This window comes from Mesorhizobium sp. M1322 (assembly GCF_040318085.1).
Classification (GTDB): Bacteria; Pseudomonadota; Alphaproteobacteria; order Rhizobiales; family Rhizobiaceae; genus Mesorhizobium.
In genome coordinates, this window is the sequence record NZ_JAMYLP010000003.1 from 18,843 (window position 1) to 38,815 (window position 19,973).

Sequence of the window (19,973 nt, forward strand, 5' to 3'; positions counted from 1 at the left end):
CCGCCATGGGGCACAACGACGTTGCCTATTTCGGCATACGCCATCACGGGCCGGGATCCGCCGACAGCCTTGTGCAGGCATTGCAGGACTTGCAACCCGTCGCCGTGCTGATCGAGGGGCCGATTGACGCCTCCGCGCTGCTGCCGTTGCTGGCGCGCCCGGAAATGCAGCCGCCGGTGGCGCTGCTTTGCTATCCGGAGGAGGATCCGGCTTCGACAAGCTTTTGGCCGTTCGCCGAGTTCTCGCCCGAATATCAGGCGGTTCTTTGGGCCGTCGACAACAAGGCGGCGTTGCGATTCATCGACCTGCCGTCGTCGGCGCGGTTCACGGAAGCGGCGGCCGATGGCGCGGAAAAAGTCGATGCTGGCGAAGCGAAGGAAGCAAGCGAGCATGATGATGTTGCTTCGCATCGGCGTGACCCGATAGGCACGCTGGCGCGCGCCGCCGGCTATGAGGATGGCGAAAGCTGGTGGTCGGACATCATCGAGCAGAATCCGGAACCAGGCCCGATATTCGCGGCCATCTCCGACGCGATGATAACGCTGAGGGATGGTGAAGGCTCGATCGCGCAGTTCGAGGCCCAGCGCGAAGCGCACATGCGGCTCGAAATCGCCGCGGCGCGAAAGGAATTCGACGGACCTATCGCCGTCGTCTGCGGGGCGTGGCATGTGCCGGCACTGCAGGCGACACAGACGCAGAAAAACGATCAAGCCCTGCTTAAGGGGATTGCAAGGCGCAAGAGCACGATGACATGGGCGCCGTGGACGGGACCACGTCTGGCGCTGGGTTACGGCTATGGCGCGGGCGTCGTCGCACCTGGCTGGTGCAAGCATCTCTGGCGCACGCGCGGCCGGCGCGATGCAGCAACCTTGTGGCTTGCAATGATCGCAGCGGTGCTGCGGGCGAAAGGTCACCTGATCTCGACCGCTTCGTTGATCGAAGCGGAGCGGCTCGCCCGGACGCTCGCCGCAATTCGCGAGCGGCCGAAACCCGGATTTGAGGAATTGCGCGACGCCGCGATAGCGGCTCTGTTCAATGGCGAGGCGTTGCTGTGGACTCTGGTCGAGGCCGAACTGCTTCTGGGTGCGGACGTCGGGGAAATCCCACCCGACACGCCGTTGGCGCCGTTGATCGAGGATCTGCAGCGCAACCAGAAGGCGGCGCGGCTGAAACCCGAGGCGCTGGAGCGGGAACTATCCGTCGACCTGCGAAGCGACAGCGGGCTGTTTCGTTCGACATTGCTGCATCGGCTGAACGTGCTTGGTGTGCATTGGGGCAAGTTGACGGACGCCGGTCGCAGCCGTGGCACCTTCCGCGAGCGGTGGACCCTGGCCTGGGAGCCGGAATATGCCGTTCGCCTGGTGGAGAACCTGATCTACGGGCCGACCATCGAAAAGGCTGCCAACGGCCGCCTGATCCAGATGATCGAAGCCGCAGCAACCCTCGATACGCTTGCGGCACTGGTCCAGGGCGCCATCACGGCAGGCCTGTCGGAAGCATCGACTGCAGGTCTCGCGGCATTGGAGGCGCGAGCGGCGCGCAGCAGCGAATGCCTGGAGATTCTGGCGTCGATGCCGCCGCTCGCCGACATCATCCGCTACGGCGAGGCCCGCAAAACGGAAACGAACCGGCTGTCCGGCCTTATGGAGCGGCTGATCGTCGAAGGTGCGATCGCGCTGCCCTATGCGGCACGCGATCTGGACGAGCAGGCCGCCGCGACGCTGGCTAGCGCGATGCGCAAGGCCGATGAGGCGATCAGGCTGGTCGAGCCAGGGGAAGACGTGCTGAACGGATGGCGCAACGGGCTGGCTGCCGTGCTGGAGGGGTCGCGGGCGACGGCGCTGCTGGCCGGAAGCGCCGCGCACCTGCTCTACGAGGCCGGCCGCCTGTCCGCCGAAGCCGCAGCCGGGCTGCTCGGGCGACGCCTGACGCCGGGCACGCTAGTCACTGAAGCGGCAGGGTTCTTCGAGGGCTTCTTCAGCACAGCCGGTCAACGGCTGATCTATGACGAAGGTCTGCGCGGCGCGGTCGATTCCTGGCTCAAATCTCTCGACGAAGATGCTTTCATCGCGCACCTGCCGTTGCTGCGCCGTGTGTTTTCCAATCTGGACAGCATGGAGCGCCGGCGGATGATCGAAGCGGTTCTCGGCCGTGCCGCGCGCTTGCCGGCCGGCCTGACGCCGACGCCGGATGGCGGCGAGGCATGGCGCCGACACCTGGAACAGCTTGGACCATTGCTCATGGGAGGAAACGGCAATGGATGACGAAGGCGAAATGAGCGGGCCCGGCCCACTCACTGCAGATGCCGGAAGGGAGCGCCGCTGGCGCCTGGCGATCGGCGCCGATGACGAGGCGTCGGCGGCACTTTCCAGCGACGACAAACGACTTTCGGCGGCACTCGATGCTCTCTACGGCGATGGTGCCAGCGCGGCGGCCAGTGACCCGCGCAAGCGGCGTGGCGGGCTTGGCCGCTCGGCACCGCGCGTTGCGCAATGGATGGGCGACCTTCGCTCCTTCTTTCCCGCGCAGGTCGTTCAGATTGTCCAGAAGGACGCTTTCGAACGGCTGGACCTGAAGCAGATGCTGATGGAGCCGGAGTTCCTCAAGGCGATCGAGGCGGACGTCAACCTGGTCGCCGACCTGATTTCGCTCCGCTCGGTCATGCCGGCCAAGTCCAAGGACATCGCCCGCACGATCATCGCCGACATCGTCGCCAAGCTGATGCAGAAGCTGGAACAGAAGACCGCCGAGGCGATACGCGGCGCGCTCGACCGATCGAAGCGCACCAACCGTCCGCGTGCGCGCGATATCGACTGGCAGCGCACCATCTCGGCGAACCTTCGCCACTACCAGCCCGAGCACAAAACCATCGTGCCGGAGAAGCTGGTTGGTTTCATGCGCAAGCAGCGCCGGCTGGTCGATCTTGACGAAGTCGTTCTCTGCGTCGACCAGTCCGGCTCGATGGCAAGCTCGGTGGTCTACGCCTCGATCTTCGCGGCGGTGATGGCCTCGCTGCCGGTCGTGCGCACCAAGCTCGTCTGTTTCGATACGGCCATCGTCGACCTTACCGAAGAACTCAGCGATCCCGTCGAAGTGCTGTTCGGCGTGCAGCTTGGCGGCGGCACCGATATCAACCAGGCCGTCGCCTACTGCGCCGACCGTATCGAGCGGCCAACCAAGTCGCATCTGGTGCTGATCACCGACCTCTACGAAGGCGGCAATGGACAGGAGTTGCTGCGGCGGCTGGCGGCGCTGGTTCGATCCGGCGTCAATGTCGTCGTGCTTCTGGCACTGACCGACCAAGGCCGGCCCGGCTACGATCCGGCAATGGCAGGTTCGGTTGCCGCACTTGGCATTCCGGTCTTCGCCTGCACGCCGGATTTGTTTCCGGACATGATGGCGGCGGCATTGCGCCGGGATGATATCGGCGCCTGGGCGGCGGGAGCCGACATCAAGTTGGTTCGGGCCGAGGCCGAAGCGCCTAGGGCGAACGAGTGAGCCCCATGTCACAGAAGGTTGCCGAGCTCCTGTCGCGGCTGGAAAAACGGCTGGACAGATCAGCGATCGTTTCGGCCGACGAGGCCGGACCGCGTTACAGGGAAGATCCCGACGGCAAAGCCGGCGCACCGCCGGAGTTCGTGCTGCGTCCGCGCACGGCCGGCGAGGTGTCGGACATACTGCGCCTGTGCAACGAAGTGGGGCAGAGGCTTGTCATCCAGGGTGGCCGGACCGGGCTTGCCGGCGCGGCTCGCATTCAGCCTGGCGAAGCGGTGCTGTCGCTGGAGCGCATGACGGCGATCGAGACCCCCGACCGCGAGGCGGCAACGATCGTCGCCGAGGCCGGCGCGCCACTGCAGATGGTGCAGGACGCGGCCGATGCGGCCGGCTTGCTGTTCGGCGTCGACATCGGCGCGCGCGGCACGGCCACGGTCGGCGGCAATGTCGCCACCAATGCCGGCGGTATCCGCGTGCTGCGCTACGGCATGTACCGCGCGCAGGTGCTCGGGCTGGAAGCGGTGCTTGCCGACGGCAGCATCCTGACGTCGCTCAAGGGCTTGCCCAAGGACAATTCCGGCTATGACCTCAACCAGCTCTTCATTGGCAGCGAAGGCACGCTGGGCGTCGTCACGCGCGCCTGCCTGCGGCTGCACCCGAAGCCGGCTACCGAGGTCAACGCCTTCTGCGCGCTCGCCTCGCTCGACGCGGCGATCGCGCTGCTTGGGCTGCTCAGGCAGAAGCTTGGACCTCTGCTCTCGGCCTATGAGGTGAATTTCGCACCGCTCTATGGCGCCATGGTCGCCGGCATGAACGCGCCGGCGCCGCTGCCCGTCGGCTCGCTCGTCTATGTGCTCACCGAGATCCAGGGCAGCGAGCCCGACCGCGACGGCGAACGTTTTGCCGATGTGCTGATGCAGGCGGTCGAGGACGGCGTGATCGACGACGTGGTGGTCTCGCAGTCGCCGCGCGAATTCCGCGCGCTGTGGGCGGTGCGAGAGGACGCCAATCGCTTCCTGTTTTCGATAAAAGGTCTGGTCGGCGTCGATGTCGGCATCCCGCTGGCGCGGATAGGGACTTTCCTGCGGGAAGCTGAAGCGGCAATCCAGGCCGTTGACCGCAACGCCGACATCTACGTCTTCGGCCATCTCGGCGATGGCAATCTGCACTATCAGGTCCGCACGGTGGATCCGGCGGCCGCATACGACATCGTCTATCGGGGCGTCGCTGCGGCCGGCGGCGGCGTCTCGGCCGAGCATGGCATCGGCCTCGACAAGAAGGAATGGTTGCACCTGGTGCGCAGCGATGCCGAGATCGCGGCCATGCGGCGCTTGAAAGCGGCTTTCGATCCGAACAATATCCTCAATGCCGCGCGGGTTTTCGATCTCGGGCCCGGCTGAAATCGAAGGCCGGTAGCGCCGGCCGGGCGCTGAGCCTATTTGGCCATGCGCTTCAACCGCGCATGCGCCACGGCAATGCGGGCAGCGAGCGCAGCGTTGTTGCGGACCAGCGCGATATTGGCCTTCAGGCTGCGGCCCTGCGAAAGCTCGTTGACGCGGGCGAGCAGGAACGGCGTCAGCTCCTTGCGCTCGATGCCGCGTGTCCCGGCCTCTGCCACCGCTGCCGTGATCGTGCCGTCGATAAAGGCCGGATCGAGCGCGTCCACTTCCGGAATTGGATTGGCGACGAGGATGCCGGTGCCCGAGCCGATCTGCTCGTGCAGCAGCATGGCCTGCGCAATGTCCTCGGGCGTATCGAGGCGGTGATCGGCTTTCAGTCCGCTGGAGCGCGTATAGAAGGCCGGAAAATCGTCGCTCTGATAGGCAATCACCGGCACGCGCTGGGTCTCCAGATATTCCAACGTTTTTGCAATATCGAGGATCGATTTCACGCCGGCGCAGACGACGGTCGTGCCGGTCTGGCCGAGTTCGGTCAGGTCGGCCGAGATATCGAAAGTGGCCTCGGCGCCACGATGCACGCCGCCGACGCCGCCCGTCGCGAAAATGCCGATGCCGGCGAGTGCGGCGATCCGCATCGTCGCCGAGACTGTGGTTCCGGCCGATCCGCTGCGCACCATGATGGCGGCGAGGTCGCGCCCGGAGGCCTTGACCACGTGCTTTGCCGCTGCCAGCTGCTCCAGCTCACGGTCGTCAAGCCCGACTTTGATCATGCCGGCGACCACCGCGATCGTGGCAGGCACCGCGCCGTTCTCGCGCACCACGGTTTCGACGCCGCGCGCGGTCTCCAGATTGGCCGGATAGGGCATGCCATGGGTGATGATCGTCGATTCCAGCGCCACCACCGCGCTGCCTTCACGAAGTGCTGCCGCGACTTCGTCGTTCACGTGGAGAAGGGAAGGTTTCATAGCCGTCTCGCTTTCAGGCGGGAATGCGGTACATGCCGGCGGTAAGGAAGCGCGGCGACAGATTGGGGTGGACGCTGGATTCGCTCTCGGTGGTCAGCGTGGCGAGCAGCGCGCCGGTGCGCGCAGCGTGAGGCACGGGATCTCCCGAAAGCACCTTGTACATGGTGCCGGCAATCATCGCGTCGCCGGCGCCGGTGATGTCGACGGCGCGGGCCGGGACGGAACGCATCGTCGCCACGCCGCTCTCGGTCGCCACCGCAAATCCATGAGCGCCCATGGTCACGATCACCTCGCTGGCGCCGGCCGCGCGCAGCGCCGCCGCAGCCTCCTTCGGCTTTAGCCGCTTGTCGGCATCGGTGATGCCAAGCATCATGTTGGCCTCGTCGTGATTGGTGAACAAAAGGTCGATGCCGGTCAGGTCCTTGGGCAGCCGTGCCGATTTCGGCGACGACACTGTGTCGACGGCGAGCTTGAAGCGCGCGCCCTGCTTGCGCGACATCAGCGCTGCGATCGTTGCAGCCGGCAGGTTGCAGTCGATGAACACCCATGTCGCCGAAGCCAGATGCGGCCAGAAGCGGTCGAGATAGGATGACGAAAACAGATCGAAAATCTCCATGTCGGCGATGCCGAGCACGAGATCGTTGTTGAGGTCGAGGATCGCTGCATATTCCGCCGTTGGCCGCTCCATGGTGGTGATGACCTGGCTGACGTCGGCGCCCAGGTCGCGCAGATGCCGCACCAGCGAGCGGCCGGTTTCATCGTCGCCGACAATCGAGACGAAGCTTACATCGACGCCAAGGCGGACGAGGTTCTCGGCGACGTTGCGGGCAACGCCGCCGAAGCTGCGATAACCGTCGACCGGGTTCGACGTCTCGAAGATCAGATCCTTCTTGGCATGGTACTTGCGGTCCAGGACGGCGCCGCCGATGCAGATCATGCGCTTGGAGGCCGGCAACACATAGCCGCGACCAAGAATGTAGCCCTTGTTGACGAGCTGCACGATGTGGGCCGCGACCGTCGAGCGGGCAATGCCGAGCGTCGTTGCTATGTCCTGCTGGCCGGCGAAAGGGTTCGCCGCGATGAGATCCAGAACCGCCTGTTCCTGTGCTCCAAGGTCGTCCATCGCCTCACCCGGCTCGTGCAAATTCATGGTTGAACTTTGACCAACAACAGATGATGTTGTCAACATTTGTTTGGCCCAACGGAGTCCGCCAATGCCAGGCGCTGGGTACTGGTCAACGCTTGGCGCCGCATCACATTACTTGTTGCCGAAGGCAAGAAGTTTGAAAGTAGGCGGATGAATGAACAGGAGTTGATGTCGGAGCTGGAGCGGTTGGTTTCCGAGGATCGGAACCCGAGGACGATGGATATCGACCTGCTGCCGACCATCGAGATCCTGCGCATGATCAATGACGAGGACAGCGGCGTTCCGGCCGCCGTCGAGAAGGTCATTCCGGAAATTGCTGCCGCGGTAGACCGGATCGTTAGTGCGTTTCAAAAAGGCGCGCGGCTTGTCTATATGGGCGCCGGCACGAGCGGCCGGTTGGGGGTTCTCGACGCCTCGGAGTGTCCGCCAACATTTGGCGTGCCCGAGGACATGGTGGTCGGCCTGATTGCGGGCGGCCCCAAAGCGCTGGTGCGGGCTGTGGAAGGCGCCGAGGATGATCCGCAACAAGGCATGAAGGCACTGCAGGACATCAAGTTGACCGCCGACGATGTGGTGGTCGGCATCGCGGTCAGCGGCCGCACACCCTACGTCATCGGCGGCTTGACCTATGCAAGGCAGGTGGGAGCAACGACCGTGGCGCTTTCCTGCAATCCCAGGTCAGTCATTGCCGGCACTGCCGACATTGCCATCTCTCCGCTTGTCGGCCCCGAGGTTCTCGCCGGCTCGACCCGGCTGAAGTCGGGAACAGCGCAGAAGCTGGTTCTCAACATGCTGACGACCGCCAGCATGATCCGGATCGGCAAGAGCTATCAGAACCTGATGGTGGACCTTAATCCCAGCAACAAAAAGCTCGTCGCCAGGGCGGTTGGGATCGTGATGCAGACCACCGGCTGCACAGCGCAGCAGGCACGACAGGCGCTCGACCAGACCGGCAAGGACGTGAAGCTGGCGATCCTGGTGACAATCACCGGGATGGGCATCGAAGAGGCGCGCAAGGCGCTCGACAATGCGGGCGGGTTTCTGCGAAAGGCGATAGGCGAAAAGACGCTGTGAAGCCGCCTGGATACCGGCATACCAGTATACAGGACGGGTCGACTTCGACAAAGGCAAGGCATGGACCTTGCTCACCAACCGGATCCATCCGACACGTCAACAGCGGGATTATAGAGATTCGCCAATCGGTCGGCGATCTCGCCAACGGAGCCTAACAAGTGATGATTGCGAAAAGTGGGGAACCAATCTGGGCCGTCGGGCTGATGACCGGCACCGTTCTCGACGGCAATATCGATGTTGCGCTGATCAAGACCGACGGCGAGCGGATCGCGGATTTCGGCACTTATACGCTGGCGCCTTACCCCAGGTCGATCCGCAGCCTGCTGGAGGAGACGCTGCGCCAGGCCAGGACCTGGAATTTTGCCGGGCCGGAGCCGGCGATCTTTCGCGAAGCCGAAGAAGCGCTGACGCGCGCCCAGTCCGCGGCGGTCAAGGATCTGGTCGAAAGCTACGGGCTGACGATGGCCGATATCGGCGTCGTTGGGTTCCATGGCCAGACCGTGCTGCATCGCGCCCCGCAACCCGGCCGGCTCGGCCAGACCCGCCAGCTCGGCGATGGAGCGTTGATGCATGCCATACTGGGCACCAAGGTCGCCTATGATTTCCGCTCGGCCGACATGCGCGCCGGCGGGCAAGGCGCGCCGCTGTCGGCCGCCTATCATGCCGCGTTGCTGCGCGATGCCGATATCAGCGGCGACACGGCGGTGCTCAATCTCGGCGGCGTCGCCAACATCACCTGGTGGGACGGCAAGGACAATGTCGTCGCCTTCGACACCGGACCGGCCAATGCGCCGTTGAACGATTTCATCAAATCGAAAGGGCTTGGCGAAATGGATCGCGAAGGCGCGCTCGCGCGGACCGGCACCGTCGACGAAGCCAAGCTGGCCAAGCTCTTGCAGCATCCCTACCTGGCCAAGCCCTATCCAAAGTCACTGGACCGGTTCGATTTCGGCGCGGCCATGGCGGATGGGATGAACGCTGAGGACGGCGCCGCACTGCTGACGGCCTTCACCGCCGCGGCCGTCGGCAAGGCGCTCGACCTCCTGCCGCACCGGCCGAAGCGGCTGGTGGTCAGCGGCGGCGGCCGCCACAACCCGACGATCATGGCCATGCTTGCCAGCCGCGCCGGCGTCGAAGCCGTGCCGGCGGAGGCGCTCGGCTGGAAGGGTGACGCGGTGGAGGCGGAGTGCTTTGCCTTCCTTGCGGTTCGCGTGCTGAGGGGCCTGCCGATCAGCTTCCCGACCACCACCGGTGTGCCACAGCCGATGCGCGGCGGACGCCTTGCCGGCTAATTAAGCCGGCAGTTTCTTCTGCAGGAAGACGCGGGCGCGGCCGACGGGAAAATCGTGAAGCACGCCGAAAGGCCGATATCCCCGACGCTCATAGGCCTTGACCGCTTTCGGATTGAACGTGTCGATCAAGGCGCCGTGACAGCCGCGCGCGACGGCTTCCTGTTCGGCTGCATCCAGCATCCTGCCGGCCATGTGCTGGCCGCGCAGTCGCTCATCGACCCAGAGCCATTGCACGTAGAGCCAGCCCCAGGCGGTGTATCCCGAGATGCCGGCGACAACCGCGCCGTGCTCGTCGCGCACGAACACGGCGAGCGCCTTCCTCCTGGCCGCACCGACGTCGCTGTCGTTGAACGCGCTGAGCCGCTCCCCGAGAAAAGCGAGCTCTTTCGGCGAAGGGTCGGCAGTGGTTTCAAGCGTCGTGTTCATCACATGTCCAGACAGGCTCACAACCGGATACCGGTATACAGCGCCGCGTCCTTCCGGATGCTATCGCACTTTCATTTGCATTTGTCGAAGGACAGGAGGGGAGCGCAAGCTCTGCCGCCGCGTGGCTCCGCGACTACACGGGCCGCCGCGAACGCCACGCCGCCGCCGAAGCGGCAACCAGCATGAGCAGCGCTGCGACCATTGCAGATGCCGCAAAACCAAAGCTGGAATAAAGCGGCCCGAAGGCGGTGGTGCCGACAAACACCGCGAGATAGGTCACCGCGCTGTTCAAACCCATGATCGTACAGCGCCGCGCCGGATCGAGCGCCGAAAGCCGCATCACCAGCACGTTCAGCCCGAAATGATTGGCAAGGCCCCAGACCGCGACCAGCGCGATGGTCAGATGGAAACTACTGCCTGCCGCGGCGAGCGCGACATAGACGGCCGCGACGAGAAGATAGGCGAACGGCATGACGCGTCGCGCGCCAAGGCGATCGATAACGCCGTCAAGAAGTGCCGCCGTGCCAAAGCCCGCGCCATAGGCGAGCGCGGCCAAGCCGTTGGCACTGACCGGCCGTCCCAAGCCATTGTGAAAGTGATCGCCAAGATAGCCATAGACGCCGTAGAACGCGGTCATGAAGGCGCCGCAGGCGACCAAAAGCGGCACTATGCCGGGTACTGCCAAAGCGCCGAGCGGCGTCGGCGCCGGGCCGCTTTTTCTGGCATCGCTCAGCGACGTCAGCGTAAGGCCGGTTAACGCGAGCGCCGCAAGGACGGCGACCGCCGCGAAAACAGCGCGCCAATGTACGAGATCGGCCAGCACCGCCGACAATGAGACGCCAGCTACCATACTCAGGGTCCAGCCGGTCAGAACGACGCCGATGGTTCCGCTTTCGCGGCCAGGCGGCGCGATCACCGCGGCGCTGGCGTAGATTGCCGGCATGGCGACCCCGGCGGCGATGCCGGCGAGAAGCTGGGCCGCAACCAGTGCCGTCACCGTCGGCGCGGCGCTGCTGGCGAGAAGCGCTATCGCCAGCAGCAGCAACGCCCCTTGCAGCATGCGACGGGCGCCAAGCCGGTCGATATAGCGTGCCAGGAACAAGGCGCTTGCCGACGTGCCAAGACCGAACGCAGAGGACGCGATCATGACGGCCGGCACGCTTGTCGCGAACGACGCCGCCACTGCCGGCGCTATCGGACCGAGAACCAGCGAGTTCGAGCCGATCACGGCGATGCATCCGGTGAGGAGATAGGCGAGCGCCGGGATAGGCGGCCTTGCCGTCAAAGTTGCGACTTGATCACTGTTCGACATACGGCGATAATGGCCGTATTAAATTCTGTATCAATCAGGAATTTCGATATGGATGAAGAAACAGATGGCATTCTGCAGAACAGACCTGCTGCCCGTGGCATCGACCTGATCGACCGAAAAATATTAGGCGTTCTGGTCGATGACGCCACGATCAGCTATGCTGAACTCGGCGACCGTGTCGGCCTGTCGCCGCCGGCAGCGCATGAACGGGTGAAGCGGCTTCGGCGCAGCGGCGCCATCCGCAACACCGCGGCCATCATCGATCCCAAGGCGGTGCGCAAGCCGTTGCTTGCTTTTGTGCACATCGACACCAAGGGCTGGGGAAAGACCCCCGAACTGATGGCGATTTCCGAGCATCCCGAAGTTGAGGAGATTCATTCGGTGGCCGGCGACACATGCATGCTGATCAAGGTCCGCACCGAGGATACTCGGGCGCTCGAAGGCCTGCTGTCGCGGCTTTACGAAACGCCTGGCGTCACCTCGACGCGAAGCTATGTGGTTCTGTCGACCTATCTGGAGCGGCCGGTGCAACCCGGGATCACGACGGAATGGCCGGCGCCCCGACACATGGCCAAGCCGCTATATTAGGGCCACCCTGCGTCCAATCAACCAAGTTCCAAGGTCGTTATTGCAAAGACCCCGGACTGCGTGAGCTGCGGCGCTTTTCCCTTGTACATTCGAGCTGTTTCGAAGCCCGGTTGAAGGCCGGCGGACGTCAGCCGAACTGCAAATTGCCCGCTGGTCTCGGGCACGTCGAGATGGACATTTCCGGGTCCGGAGATGCCAGCGAGCGCGGCGAAGAGACGACTTGCCGCGTCTAGGCTGTCGGCAAAGAGCGGCCCAATCTTGCAGCCGTCCCGGCATCGGCGCGCGACGCCGTATCCCTCGATCGCGCCGTCCCTGACGATCGCAAGCGCTATGTGCGGCGGGCGCAGCCAGTGTTCCAGGAACAACCGCCTCGGAGCGGGGAAGAATCGGCTGTCGTAGTCTAGGACATTCGCTTCCGGGCCTATTGCACGGATGTCGCCGTCAACCCTTGCCGGAACATCCGGCGATCCGACGAACCGGATCGTTCGGTAGACCGGCGCAAAACCCATACTGCGATAGTTGGCCTGCTGCTCGACGACACCATCGAGGCCGATCGTGCGGTTGCCGAGCCGCGCCATGCCGGCGTCCCAGACTGCCTTGCCATAGCCCTCACCGCGCCGGTCCGGCCGACAGATGTAGAGGCCGATGAAACCGAAATCGTCGCCATAAGCCACAGCAGAAATACCGGCCACCATCTCGCCATCGACAAAGGCGCCGATGAAGCCCTCGGGATCCGCTGCCTGGAACGCCACGGCATCGCCAACACCGGGATTCCAGCCTTCCGCTGCCGCCCAGTCGACAAGGATTTTTACTTCGTCAAGTGCGAGCGTTCTGATCGTTCGGCGCATTGCGGTCACTCGGCGGCAACAGATCCGGGGGCAAAGGATTTCATTGCGCCACGATAAGGCTTTGCCAAGGGGTTTGCATAGGCGCCGCGCTTGGACGTCGACAGGCCAAGCGCAATCAAGGCCTCGGCCTGCTTGACCGCTGCGCCGACGCCGTCGATGACCGGAACGCCGAATTCCCGCTGCAGCTCGGCGGCGAGATCGGCCATGCCGGCACAGCCGAGCACGATGGCCTCGGCGCGATCCTCCTCGAGCGCGCGCGCGATCTCGCCCCGCAGTTTCAGGATCGCGTCCGATGCCGGGTCTTCGAGGGCGAGAACCGGAATATCGGCAGCGCGCACGCGTGCCCGTCCCGCCATGCCATAGCGCTGCACCAGCCCTTCGACCGGTACGCGCGAGCGCTCGGTCGTGGTGACGACAGTGAAGCGCTGGGCGATGAACGAGGCCGTGCTGAGCGCTGCCTCGCAGATGCCGATGACCGGAATGTTGGCCATGGCGCGCGCGGCATCGAGGCCGGTGTCGTCGAAACAGGCGATGATCGCGGCCTGCGCGCCCGAGCGCTCGCCGGCGGCGATCTCGACCAGAAGGCCCGGCACGGCAAGCGCCTCGTCATAATAGCCTTCGATCGAAACCGGACCCATCGACGAGGTGACGGCGACGATTTCCGTCTGGGCGCCGGCCACGAGCCGCGCCGCCGCTGCAATGGTTTCGGTCATGCTGGCGGTGGTGTTCGGATTGACAACGAGGATTTGCATTGCGGTTCTCAAGCACGCGCCCGGCGGCGGCGGACATAGACGATTGCGCCAAGCGTCAGCAGGATCACCAGGAAGGAAAATACTGATGTCACGGTGCCCAGCGCATAGAGCACCGGCGTCGTCACATTCGTCGTCATGCCGTAGATTTCGAGCGGCAACGTGTTGAACGTGCCCGAGATCATCAGCGTGCGGGCGAACTCGTCATAGGACAAAGTGAAGCCGAACAGGCCGACGCCGATCAGGCTGGGCGCGATCATCGGCAGCACGACATGCGCGAAGGTCTGCCATGAGGTCGCGCCCAAATCCCGCGCGGCTTCCTCATAGGCCGGCGAGAACCGGTTGAAGACGGCGAACATGATCAGCACGCCGAAAGGCAAGGTCCAGGTCAGATGGGCTCCGAAGGCAGACGTGTACCAGGCGGGACGGAAGCCGATCTGCTGGAAGACGACGCCGATGCCGAGGCTAATGATGATCGACGGCACAACCAGGCTGGCGACGGCCAGGTAGAACAATGCGGTGGCGCCGCGAAATTTTTGCCGGAAGGCAAGACCGGCAAGCAGTGACACGCCGACGGTCACGATCATCACCATCAGGCCGAGGATGAAGGAGCGTTTGAAACTGCCGCCGAAATCGCCGACCGCCTGGCGCTCGAACAGATTGGCGAACCAGTGCAGCGAAACGCCGTTCAGCGGAAAGGTCAGCCCGCCATTCTCGCCCTGGAAAGAGAGGATCAGGATCGCCGAGAGCGGGCCGTAGAGAAACAGCACGAAAAGGGCGAAGAAGGCCGCCAGCACGTAGAATTCGAGGGGGCGCTTGTCGTGGCTCATCGCCTCACAGATCCTTGCGAATATCGACGATGCGCAGGATGCCGGCGACCATCAGCAGCACCAGCACCAGCAGCACGACCGCATTGGCGGCGGCCGCCGGATATTGCAGCAGCGACATCTGGTTCTTCATCATCAGCGCGACGGAGGCGCTCTGCCCGCCGGACATCACCTGCACCGTCGAAAAGTCGGCCATCACCAGCGTGACGACGAAGATGGTGCCGATCGCCATGCCCGGCTTGGCAAGCGGGATGACGACGTTCCACAGCACCTGCCAGCCTGAGGCGCCGGCATCGCGCGCGGCCTCGATCAGCGACTTGTCGATGCGCATCAGCGTGTTGAAGATCGGCGTCACCATGAACAGCGTGTAGAGATGCACCATCGCGAGCACCACGGCGAATTCGGAATACAGCAGCCATTCGATCGGCTTCGGGATCAGCCCGATCTCAACCAGCGTCGAGTTGACCAGCCCGTTGCGGCCAAGCACCGGAATCCACGAGATCATGCGGATGATGTTGGAGGTTAGGAACGGCACCGTGCAGACCAGGAACAGCACCATCTGCATGGCCGTGGTCCTGATGTGGAAGGCGAGGAAATAGGCGACCCAGAAGCCGATGAACAGCGTCAGCGCCCAGACGATGGCGGCGTATTTCAGCGTGTTCAGATAGGTTTTCCAGGTGACCCAGGAGCCGAGCACGTCGGCGTAGTTGGTGGTCAGGAAATCCGGGTACATCGCCGCGAAATCGTAGTCCCAGAAGGAGACCACGGCGATCATCAGGATCGGCAGCAAAAGAAACGCGCCGAGGATCAGCGCCAGCGGCGTCGCCTGGAGGTAGGGGACGAAGCGGGCAAGAGACAGGCGGCGCCTGGCCGGTTTTATGGCAGTGGTCGCAGGCTGATCGAGAGCCACAATCATCCTGAACAGCCTTGGTGCGATGAGAAGCGATTTGCCAGGTTGTGATCCTTCCCACCCCCCTCTGTCCTGCCGGACATCTCCCCCGCAAGGGGGGAGATTGCGCCCTCAGTACCGCTTTCGCCAACCGCCGGCACTGCAAGAATGGCGCCGACAACGCAACTGCCAATCTCCCCCCTTGCGGGAGAGATGTCCGGCAGGACAGAGGGGGGTGGGAAAGAGTGAGGCATCTCAGAATGGCTGCACTACGCAGCGATGAATTCGTTCCAGCGCCTCACCATGGAACGGTCCTCGTCCATGACCGAGTTCCAGCAGGCGACCTTGCCCATGCGCTCGACGAAGGAGCCGCCGTCGCGCACGGCGCCCGCCTTCTCCATGACCTTGCCGTCCGGCGCCATGATATCGCCCTTGGCCGGCTTGCCGTCGACCCAGTAGCCCCATTCGCCCTCGGACATGAACTGCTTGGCCGTATCCATAGCGGCCGAGTAATAGCCCTGGCGATTGAGGTAGGCGCCGACCCAGCCGGACAGGTACCAGTTGATGTATTCGTAGGCGGCGTCGAGCTCGGCGCCCTTGAGATGCGCCGCCAGGCCAAGGCCGCCGCCCCATGAGCGATAGCCTTCCTTAAGCGGCTGGTACTTGCAGGCGATGCCCTTGGAGCGCACCGCCGCGACGGCCGGCGACCACATCGACTGGATGACCACTTCGCCCGAAGCCATCAAATTGACGCTCTCGTCGAACGATTTCCAGAACGCCCGGAACTGGCCGTCCTGCTTGGCCTTGATCAGGAAGTCGATCGTCTTATCGATCTCCTCCTTGGTCATGTTGCCCTTGTCGGCATATTTGATGTTGCCCATGGCTTCCATGATCATCGCCGCATCCATGATGCCGATCGACGGGATGTTGAGGATGGTGGCCTTGCCCTTGAACGCAGGATCCATGATGTCGGCCCAGGTGGTGATGTCGCGGCCGACAAGGTCGGGGCGGATGCCGAGCGTATCGGCATTGTAGATGGTCGGAACCATCGTCATCCACTGGGTCGGCTCCTTGGCAAAGGTCTTGGCGTCCTGCGTCTCGACGAAACCGACGGTGTGCGGTGCGGTGCCCTGGGCAATGACGCTGTCGGGCGTCAGCTTGCCGGTGATAAACAGCGGCACGATCTTGTCATAATATTTCAGCTTCTTGACATCCATCGGCTGCATCACCCCGGACGGATACACCTTCTTGGCGATCCAGTATTCGATGTCGGCGATGTCGTAGCTGTCCGGCTGGGTCACAGCGCGCTGGGCGGCGGCGTCGGAATCGGTCGCCGTCATCTCCAGCGTGATGCCGAGGTCGGCCTTGCACTTGTCGGCGATGGCGTTGAGGTTGGACACGCCGGTGCCGAACTGGCGCAGCGTGATCGGGTTCTGCGCCCAGATGGTCGGGAAGCCTGATATGACGCCGGAGCCGGCGGCAAAGCCGACGGCGGCGGCACCTGTTTTGAGCAGCGAGCGGCGGGAAATTCCTGTCTTCTTGTCGGTGGTATTGGTCATGTCAGTTCCCCTGTTTTGATTGGTTATTCTGGTTCAGGAATCGAGGCGGCCAAGGACGATCGCGTCCTCGGCATCCCAGGCGATCGGCGCGGCGTCGCCGACGGCCACCGGCTTGGCGAAGAAGCTGGTGTCGTCGACGATCACCGTAAAATCCTCGATGCCGGCGCCATTGACCGAGAGCTTCACGGTCGAGCCGCGGTACTCGATGTTGGAGACGATGCCGGTGAAGCCAGCCCGGTGGCCGGCGGGTCGCCGATCCGCACATGGTCGGTGCGAATGGCGATATCGATCGGCTCGCCGATCGCCCTGCCCTGCCCGCTGGCGGCAAGCGAGGCGCCGCCGGGCACATCGAAAACAACCATGCCGTCGCGGCTGCCGCTCACCCGGCCGGAGACGACGTTGTGATCGCCCATGAAACGGGCGACGAAGGCGGTGGCCGGCCGCTCGAAGACGGTGCGCGGATGCGCGGCCTGCTCGATGCGGCCGTCATTCATCACCACGATCAGGTCGGCAAGCGCCATGGCCTCCTCCTGGCTATGGGTAACGTGGACGAAGGTGATGCCGAGCGACGTTTGCAGCTTCTTCAGTTCCGCCCGCATCCGGATCTTCAGGAACGGATCGAGTGCCGATAGCGGTTCGTCGAGCAGTAGCGCCTCGGGGTCGGTGATCAGCGCGCGGGCCAGAGCGACACGCTGCTGCTGTCCGCCCGAAAGCTGCGCCGGGCGACGGCTGGCATAGGCTTCCATCTGCATCAGCTTCAGCATGACGAGCGCCTTGGCGCGGCGCTCCTCCTTGCCGACACCCTTCGTCTTGAGGCTGAACGCAACATTGTCGATCAGGTCGAGATGCGGAAACAGTGCATAGGACTGGAACATCATGGCGGTGCCGCGCCTGGCCGGCGGCAGGTCGGTGACCACTGTGTTGCCGAGACGCACGTCGCCGCTCGATATGCGCTCGTGCCCGGCAATCATGCGCAGCGTCGACGTCTTGCCGCAGCCGGACGGCCCGAGCAGGCAGCAATAGGTTCCCGCGGGAATTTTCAGGCTGATGTCTTCGACGGCAGTCGTAGCGCCATAGATCTTCGAAACGGACACGATGTCGATTTCGGCGGCTTTGGACATCCAGCTTCCTCTCTAACTCAACTTAAGCAAAGCATCATGCATGCCAATTGCCCTGCATCGGCCTCAAACGCCTGATTTTTTGAGTAAATCGGGACTGCATCCGGCCGCCCGCCGAAACCGCACGCTTGTACTATGCACAAATTATAGGCGATAGAAGGCGATCCTCGCAAAAATCGTATGCAATCTTTTCTGGCATCGTATTCACTTTGGCCCTCTGCAACCGACCCGATTCAGGGTAGAAGGGTGCCGGGACCACCATCATGAACATAGCCGACCAGACTTTCCCTGCAGTCGACAGTGCCAACGAGGATCGCGCCCAGGCGATCCGCGACCAGTTGCGCGATGCGATCGTCGATCGCCGGCTGGCGCCCGGAACCAAGCTGTCGGAAGGCGAGGTCGGCACTTTATTCGATGTCAGCCGCACCGTGGCGCGCGCGGCGCTGCAGATGCTCTCCTTCGAAGGCTTGGTTCGGACCGAGCGCAATCGCGGCGCCTTCGTAGCCAACCCGTCGCCGGAGGAAGCGCGTCAGGTCTTCGCTTCGCGCCGGCTGATCGAGCCCGGCATCGCGATTGCCGCGGCCGGGCGGATGACGCCAGACCATGTCGCTGCCTTCAAGGCTCAGCTCGATGAAGAGGGCCGCTTCATTGCCGAACGCGGACCAAATGCAAGACGGTCGGAAATCAAAGCTTCGGGCGATTTTCACCTGCTGCTGGCTTCGGTTGCCGGAAACACCATCCTCCAGCGCTTCATGGAAGAACTGGTGGCGCGGTCATCGCTGGTGATCGCGCTCTATGGCCGCTCGGGCGTCTCGAGCTGCGGTCATAGCGAGCACATGAATATCCTGGAGGCGCTGGAAAATGGCAATTCCGAACGCGCCAGCGCGCTGATGCTGCATCACATCGACCATATCGAGGCCGACCTCGATCTCCGCGTCAGGAGCGGTCCGGCGCTCAGGCAAGCGCTCGAATTCTGACGCTCATTCCGACCGGAGGGACGCGAAAGGCGCGCCCCTCAAAGCCGTTCGGCACGGGTTTTCAGGATCTGGTGCAGCATGTCGCGAATGCGCCGCAGCCTCATCAACCACTTCTGGCTCATCTGCTTTCCAGTTCTGTTTGCCGACTGCCTACGTTTGATCGCCTCACTCAGAAACTTTGGGCCGCCAAGGCCATTCCAACCAGCGAGGTGGCGAGCCCAGCGGTGCGGACCGTCGTCGGCCAACGAGTCAGCTTGACAGCGAACAACACCCCGATCGCATGCAGCATCGAGGTGCCGAGCATGAAACCAGCGGCGTAGGCGATGCCGCCGGCGCTCTCGGGAATCTCGAGGCCGTGGGCGTTGCCGTGGAAGAGGCCGAACAAGGCCGTCAGTGCCGCGGCGGAGGTCAGCGGCCAAGGCCTGGCAAGGCCGACCATGGCGCCGAAGACGACAAGCGACAGCGCGATGCCGGTTTCAAGCGAAGGCAGGCGGATGCCGGCCATGCCGAGCAAGGCTCCGGCGACCATGGCCGAGACGAAGAACAGCGGCACAAGGACAATACTGCGCCCGCCGGTGCGAGCGCCAATGATGCCGACCGCGATCATCGCCAGCAGATGGTCCATGCCGAAGAGCGGATGTCCGAGGCCGGCGAAAAAGCCGTGGACGTGAGGGCCGCCGCTATGGGCAAACGCCAGTGATGGTGTGAGGACGGCGAGAGCTAAAAGGGTGCCAAGTCTTGCGAGCATTTTCATGGTTGTACCTGTTCGATGAGAGTGACGGGATCTGGTTTCAGTGCCCGGGAACGGCGAATTGCGATGCGGCGGAACGGTCCGCGAGAGAGCGCGCCGCGGCGAAGCCGAGCGGCTTTTGCTCACTGCCATCGTGATAGATGAAAGCGAGGCGGCGGCGGTGCGATGTCAGACGCGCCGGCAACGGATGATAGGCGACGCCAGTGCCGCCGACGAGCGGCATGACCGCGCCGACATCGACCAGATCCTCGGTCTCGACGCGCAGCAGATGAAGCCGGACGCCGTCCGCCCTCTCACCGACAAACGGTATGCCGGCCAGACGCAGAAAGCTGGATGGGTCCGGCGCCCGCGCAAAGCCTTCGAGGAAAGCCGTTTCGACAAGATCGAGGTCGACCGACGCGGGATCGGCGGGCGGCTCGTGAGCCTGGTCCGGCAGGTGCGGCGTCTGCCATTGCAGCGGCTTGCCCGCGGGCCCGTTGTGGCCGAGGACGTGCGAATGGTCATGGTGATGGTGGCCGTCGCCATGATCGTGACTATGGTGGTGATCGTCGTGCAT

18 protein-coding genes and 2 pseudogenes are annotated in these 19,973 nt (G+C 63.9%); 8 read left to right on the forward strand and 12 right to left on the reverse strand.

The features are described 5' to 3' along the window. The first annotated feature begins 5 nt into the window (after positions 1 to 5). Genes NKH12_RS01690 through NKH12_RS01700 form a run of 3 tightly spaced genes read left to right on the forward strand, consistent with a single transcriptional unit; the run spans position 6 to position 4,895 of the window. Positions 6 to 2,264 (forward strand): DUF5682 family protein, encoded by a 2,259-nt coding sequence (locus NKH12_RS01690; protein WP_352951592.1) that lies wholly within the window; start codon positions 6 to 8, stop codon positions 2,262 to 2,264. Further along, complete coding sequence (locus NKH12_RS01695; RefSeq protein WP_352951593.1) at positions 2,257 to 3,498, forward strand: VWA domain-containing protein; 1,242 nt, start codon at positions 2,257 to 2,259, stop codon at positions 3,496 to 3,498. Before NKH12_RS01690 ends, NKH12_RS01695 begins: the two co-directional genes overlap by 8 nt. 5 nt (positions 3,499 to 3,503) lie before the next feature. Further along, positions 3,504 to 4,895 (forward strand): FAD-binding oxidoreductase, encoded by a 1,392-nt coding sequence (locus NKH12_RS01700; RefSeq protein WP_352951594.1) that lies wholly within the window; start codon positions 3,504 to 3,506, stop codon positions 4,893 to 4,895. A gap of 35 nt (positions 4,896 to 4,930) precedes the next feature. Here NKH12_RS01700 and NKH12_RS01705 read toward each other — a convergent pair whose 3' ends face one another. Together NKH12_RS01705 and NKH12_RS01710 are read right to left on the reverse strand one after the other, a co-directional pair. Further along, positions 4,931 to 5,860 carry a pseudouridine-5'-phosphate glycosidase gene (locus NKH12_RS01705; protein WP_352951595.1) on the reverse strand — a complete coding sequence of 310 codons (930 nt, stop codon included), beginning with the start codon at positions 5,858 to 5,860 and terminating at the stop codon, positions 4,931 to 4,933. 13 nt (positions 5,861 to 5,873) lie between these two features. Then, complete coding sequence (locus NKH12_RS01710; RefSeq protein ID WP_352951596.1) at positions 5,874 to 7,010, reverse strand: carbohydrate kinase; 1,137 nt, start codon at positions 7,008 to 7,010, stop codon at positions 5,874 to 5,876. Between the two features lie 147 nt (positions 7,011 to 7,157). On the opposite strand from NKH12_RS01710, the gene murQ reads away from it, so the two are divergent. The 3 genes and pseudogenes from murQ to NKH12_RS01725 all read left to right on the forward strand — a co-directional run bounded on the left by murQ (position 7,158) and on the right by NKH12_RS01725 (position 9,373). Then, positions 7,158 to 8,081: an N-acetylmuramic acid 6-phosphate etherase gene (gene murQ / locus NKH12_RS01715; RefSeq protein WP_352951597.1), complete on the forward strand. Its 924-nt coding sequence runs from the start codon at positions 7,158 to 7,160 to the stop codon at positions 8,079 to 8,081. A gap of 28 nt (positions 8,082 to 8,109) precedes the next feature. Next, a pseudogene (locus NKH12_RS01720) lies at positions 8,110 to 8,236 on the forward strand (esterase); the annotation flags it as partial. Positions 8,237 to 8,242: 6 nt separating this feature from the next. After that, complete coding sequence (locus tag NKH12_RS01725) at positions 8,243 to 9,373, forward strand: anhydro-N-acetylmuramic acid kinase (RefSeq protein WP_352951598.1); 1,131 nt, start codon at positions 8,243 to 8,245, stop codon at positions 9,371 to 9,373. On the opposite strand, the gene NKH12_RS01730 is transcribed toward NKH12_RS01725, so the two are convergent. Next, a complete protein-coding gene (locus NKH12_RS01730) occupies positions 9,374 to 9,799 on the reverse strand; it encodes a GNAT family N-acetyltransferase (RefSeq protein ID WP_352951599.1) in 426 nt (141 codons plus the stop codon). Between the two features lie 133 nt (positions 9,800 to 9,932). Further along, on the reverse strand, positions 9,933 to 11,111 hold the full coding sequence (locus NKH12_RS01735; RefSeq protein ID WP_352951600.1) for an MFS transporter: 1,179 nt from the start codon (positions 11,109 to 11,111) through the stop codon (positions 9,933 to 9,935). Between the two features lie 48 nt (positions 11,112 to 11,159). On the opposite strand from NKH12_RS01735, the gene NKH12_RS01740 reads away from it, so the two are divergent. Further along, positions 11,160 to 11,699, forward strand: coding sequence for an Lrp/AsnC family transcriptional regulator (locus tag NKH12_RS01740; protein ID WP_352951601.1), 540 nt, complete (start codon positions 11,160 to 11,162; stop codon positions 11,697 to 11,699). Between the two features lie 17 nt (positions 11,700 to 11,716). Here the strand turns inward: NKH12_RS01740 and NKH12_RS01745 are convergent, their stop codons facing one another. From NKH12_RS01745 to NKH12_RS01770, 6 genes and pseudogenes are all read right to left on the reverse strand, one after another. Continuing rightward, on the reverse strand, positions 11,717 to 12,547 hold the full coding sequence (locus NKH12_RS01745) for a GNAT family N-acetyltransferase (RefSeq protein WP_352951602.1): 831 nt from the start codon (positions 12,545 to 12,547) through the stop codon (positions 11,717 to 11,719). A gap of 5 nt (positions 12,548 to 12,552) precedes the next feature. After that, on the reverse strand, positions 12,553 to 13,299 hold the full coding sequence (locus NKH12_RS01750; protein WP_352951603.1) for an aspartate/glutamate racemase family protein: 747 nt from the start codon (positions 13,297 to 13,299) through the stop codon (positions 12,553 to 12,555). 8 nt (positions 13,300 to 13,307) lie between these two features. After that, positions 13,308 to 14,126, reverse strand: a complete 819-nt coding sequence (locus NKH12_RS01755; protein ID WP_352951604.1) for an ABC transporter permease — start codon at positions 14,124 to 14,126, stop codon at positions 13,308 to 13,310. A 4-nt stretch (positions 14,127 to 14,130) separates the two neighbouring features. Then, positions 14,131 to 15,039 (reverse strand): ABC transporter permease, encoded by a 909-nt coding sequence (locus tag NKH12_RS01760; protein WP_352951605.1) that lies wholly within the window; start codon positions 15,037 to 15,039, stop codon positions 14,131 to 14,133. 242 nt (positions 15,040 to 15,281) lie between these two features. Further along, positions 15,282 to 16,571, reverse strand: coding sequence for an ABC transporter substrate-binding protein (locus tag NKH12_RS01765; RefSeq protein ID WP_352951606.1), 1,290 nt, complete (start codon positions 16,569 to 16,571; stop codon positions 15,282 to 15,284). Between the two features lie 33 nt (positions 16,572 to 16,604). Next, positions 16,605 to 17,692 (reverse strand): annotated as a pseudogene (locus NKH12_RS01770) (ABC transporter ATP-binding protein). Between the two features lie 260 nt (positions 17,693 to 17,952). Between NKH12_RS01770 and NKH12_RS01775 the strand changes: the two are divergent. After that, the gene (locus tag NKH12_RS01775; RefSeq protein WP_352951607.1) at positions 17,953 to 18,666 is read left to right on the forward strand and encodes a GntR family transcriptional regulator; all 714 of its coding nucleotides are present in this window, start codon (positions 17,953 to 17,955) and stop codon (positions 18,664 to 18,666) included. A 169-nt stretch (positions 18,667 to 18,835) separates the two neighbouring features. On the opposite strand, the gene NKH12_RS01780 is transcribed toward NKH12_RS01775, so the two are convergent. Together NKH12_RS01780 and NKH12_RS01785 are read right to left on the reverse strand one after the other, a co-directional pair. Continuing rightward, on the reverse strand, positions 18,836 to 19,420 hold the full coding sequence (locus NKH12_RS01780) for a HupE/UreJ family protein (RefSeq protein ID WP_352951608.1): 585 nt from the start codon (positions 19,418 to 19,420) through the stop codon (positions 18,836 to 18,838). A 37-nt stretch (positions 19,421 to 19,457) separates the two neighbouring features. After that, positions 19,458 to 19,973 carry a hypothetical protein gene (locus NKH12_RS01785; RefSeq protein ID WP_352951609.1) on the reverse strand — a complete coding sequence of 172 codons (516 nt, stop codon included), beginning with the start codon at positions 19,971 to 19,973 and terminating at the stop codon, positions 19,458 to 19,460.

Coding starts and splice junctions, on each gene's coding strand:
- NKH12_RS01690 (WP_352951592.1), top strand. CDS start 6: ATGGGGCACAACGACGTTGCCTATTTCGGCATACGCCATCACGGGCCG.
- NKH12_RS01695 (WP_352951593.1), top strand. CDS start 2,257: ATGGATGACGAAGGCGAAATGAGCGGGCCCGGCCCACTCACTGCAGAT.
- NKH12_RS01700 (WP_352951594.1), top strand. CDS start 3,504: ATGTCACAGAAGGTTGCCGAGCTCCTGTCGCGGCTGGAAAAACGGCTG.
- NKH12_RS01705 (WP_352951595.1), bottom strand. CDS start 5,860: ATGAAACCTTCCCTTCTCCACGTGAACGACGAAGTCGCGGCAGCACTT.
- NKH12_RS01710 (WP_352951596.1), bottom strand. CDS start 7,010: ATGAATTTGCACGAGCCGGGTGAGGCGATGGACGACCTTGGAGCACAG.
- murQ (WP_352951597.1), top strand. CDS start 7,158: ATGAATGAACAGGAGTTGATGTCGGAGCTGGAGCGGTTGGTTTCCGAG.
- NKH12_RS01725 (WP_352951598.1), top strand. CDS start 8,243: ATGATTGCGAAAAGTGGGGAACCAATCTGGGCCGTCGGGCTGATGACC.
- NKH12_RS01730 (WP_352951599.1), bottom strand. CDS start 9,799: ATGAACACGACGCTTGAAACCACTGCCGACCCTTCGCCGAAAGAGCTC.
- NKH12_RS01735 (WP_352951600.1), bottom strand. CDS start 11,111: ATGTCGAACAGTGATCAAGTCGCAACTTTGACGGCAAGGCCGCCTATC.
- NKH12_RS01740 (WP_352951601.1), top strand. CDS start 11,160: ATGGATGAAGAAACAGATGGCATTCTGCAGAACAGACCTGCTGCCCGT.
- NKH12_RS01745 (WP_352951602.1), bottom strand. CDS start 12,547: ATGCGCCGAACGATCAGAACGCTCGCACTTGACGAAGTAAAAATCCTT.
- NKH12_RS01750 (WP_352951603.1), bottom strand. CDS start 13,299: ATGCAAATCCTCGTTGTCAATCCGAACACCACCGCCAGCATGACCGAA.
- NKH12_RS01755 (WP_352951604.1), bottom strand. CDS start 14,126: ATGAGCCACGACAAGCGCCCCCTCGAATTCTACGTGCTGGCGGCCTTC.
- NKH12_RS01760 (WP_352951605.1), bottom strand. CDS start 15,039: ATGATTGTGGCTCTCGATCAGCCTGCGACCACTGCCATAAAACCGGCC.
- NKH12_RS01765 (WP_352951606.1), bottom strand. CDS start 16,571: ATGACCAATACCACCGACAAGAAGACAGGAATTTCCCGCCGCTCGCTG.
- NKH12_RS01775 (WP_352951607.1), top strand. CDS start 17,953: ATGAACATAGCCGACCAGACTTTCCCTGCAGTCGACAGTGCCAACGAG.
- NKH12_RS01780 (WP_352951608.1), bottom strand. CDS start 19,420: ATGAAAATGCTCGCAAGACTTGGCACCCTTTTAGCTCTCGCCGTCCTC.
- NKH12_RS01785 (WP_352951609.1), bottom strand. CDS start 19,973: ATGCACGACGATCACCACCATAGTCACGATCATGGCGACGGCCACCAT.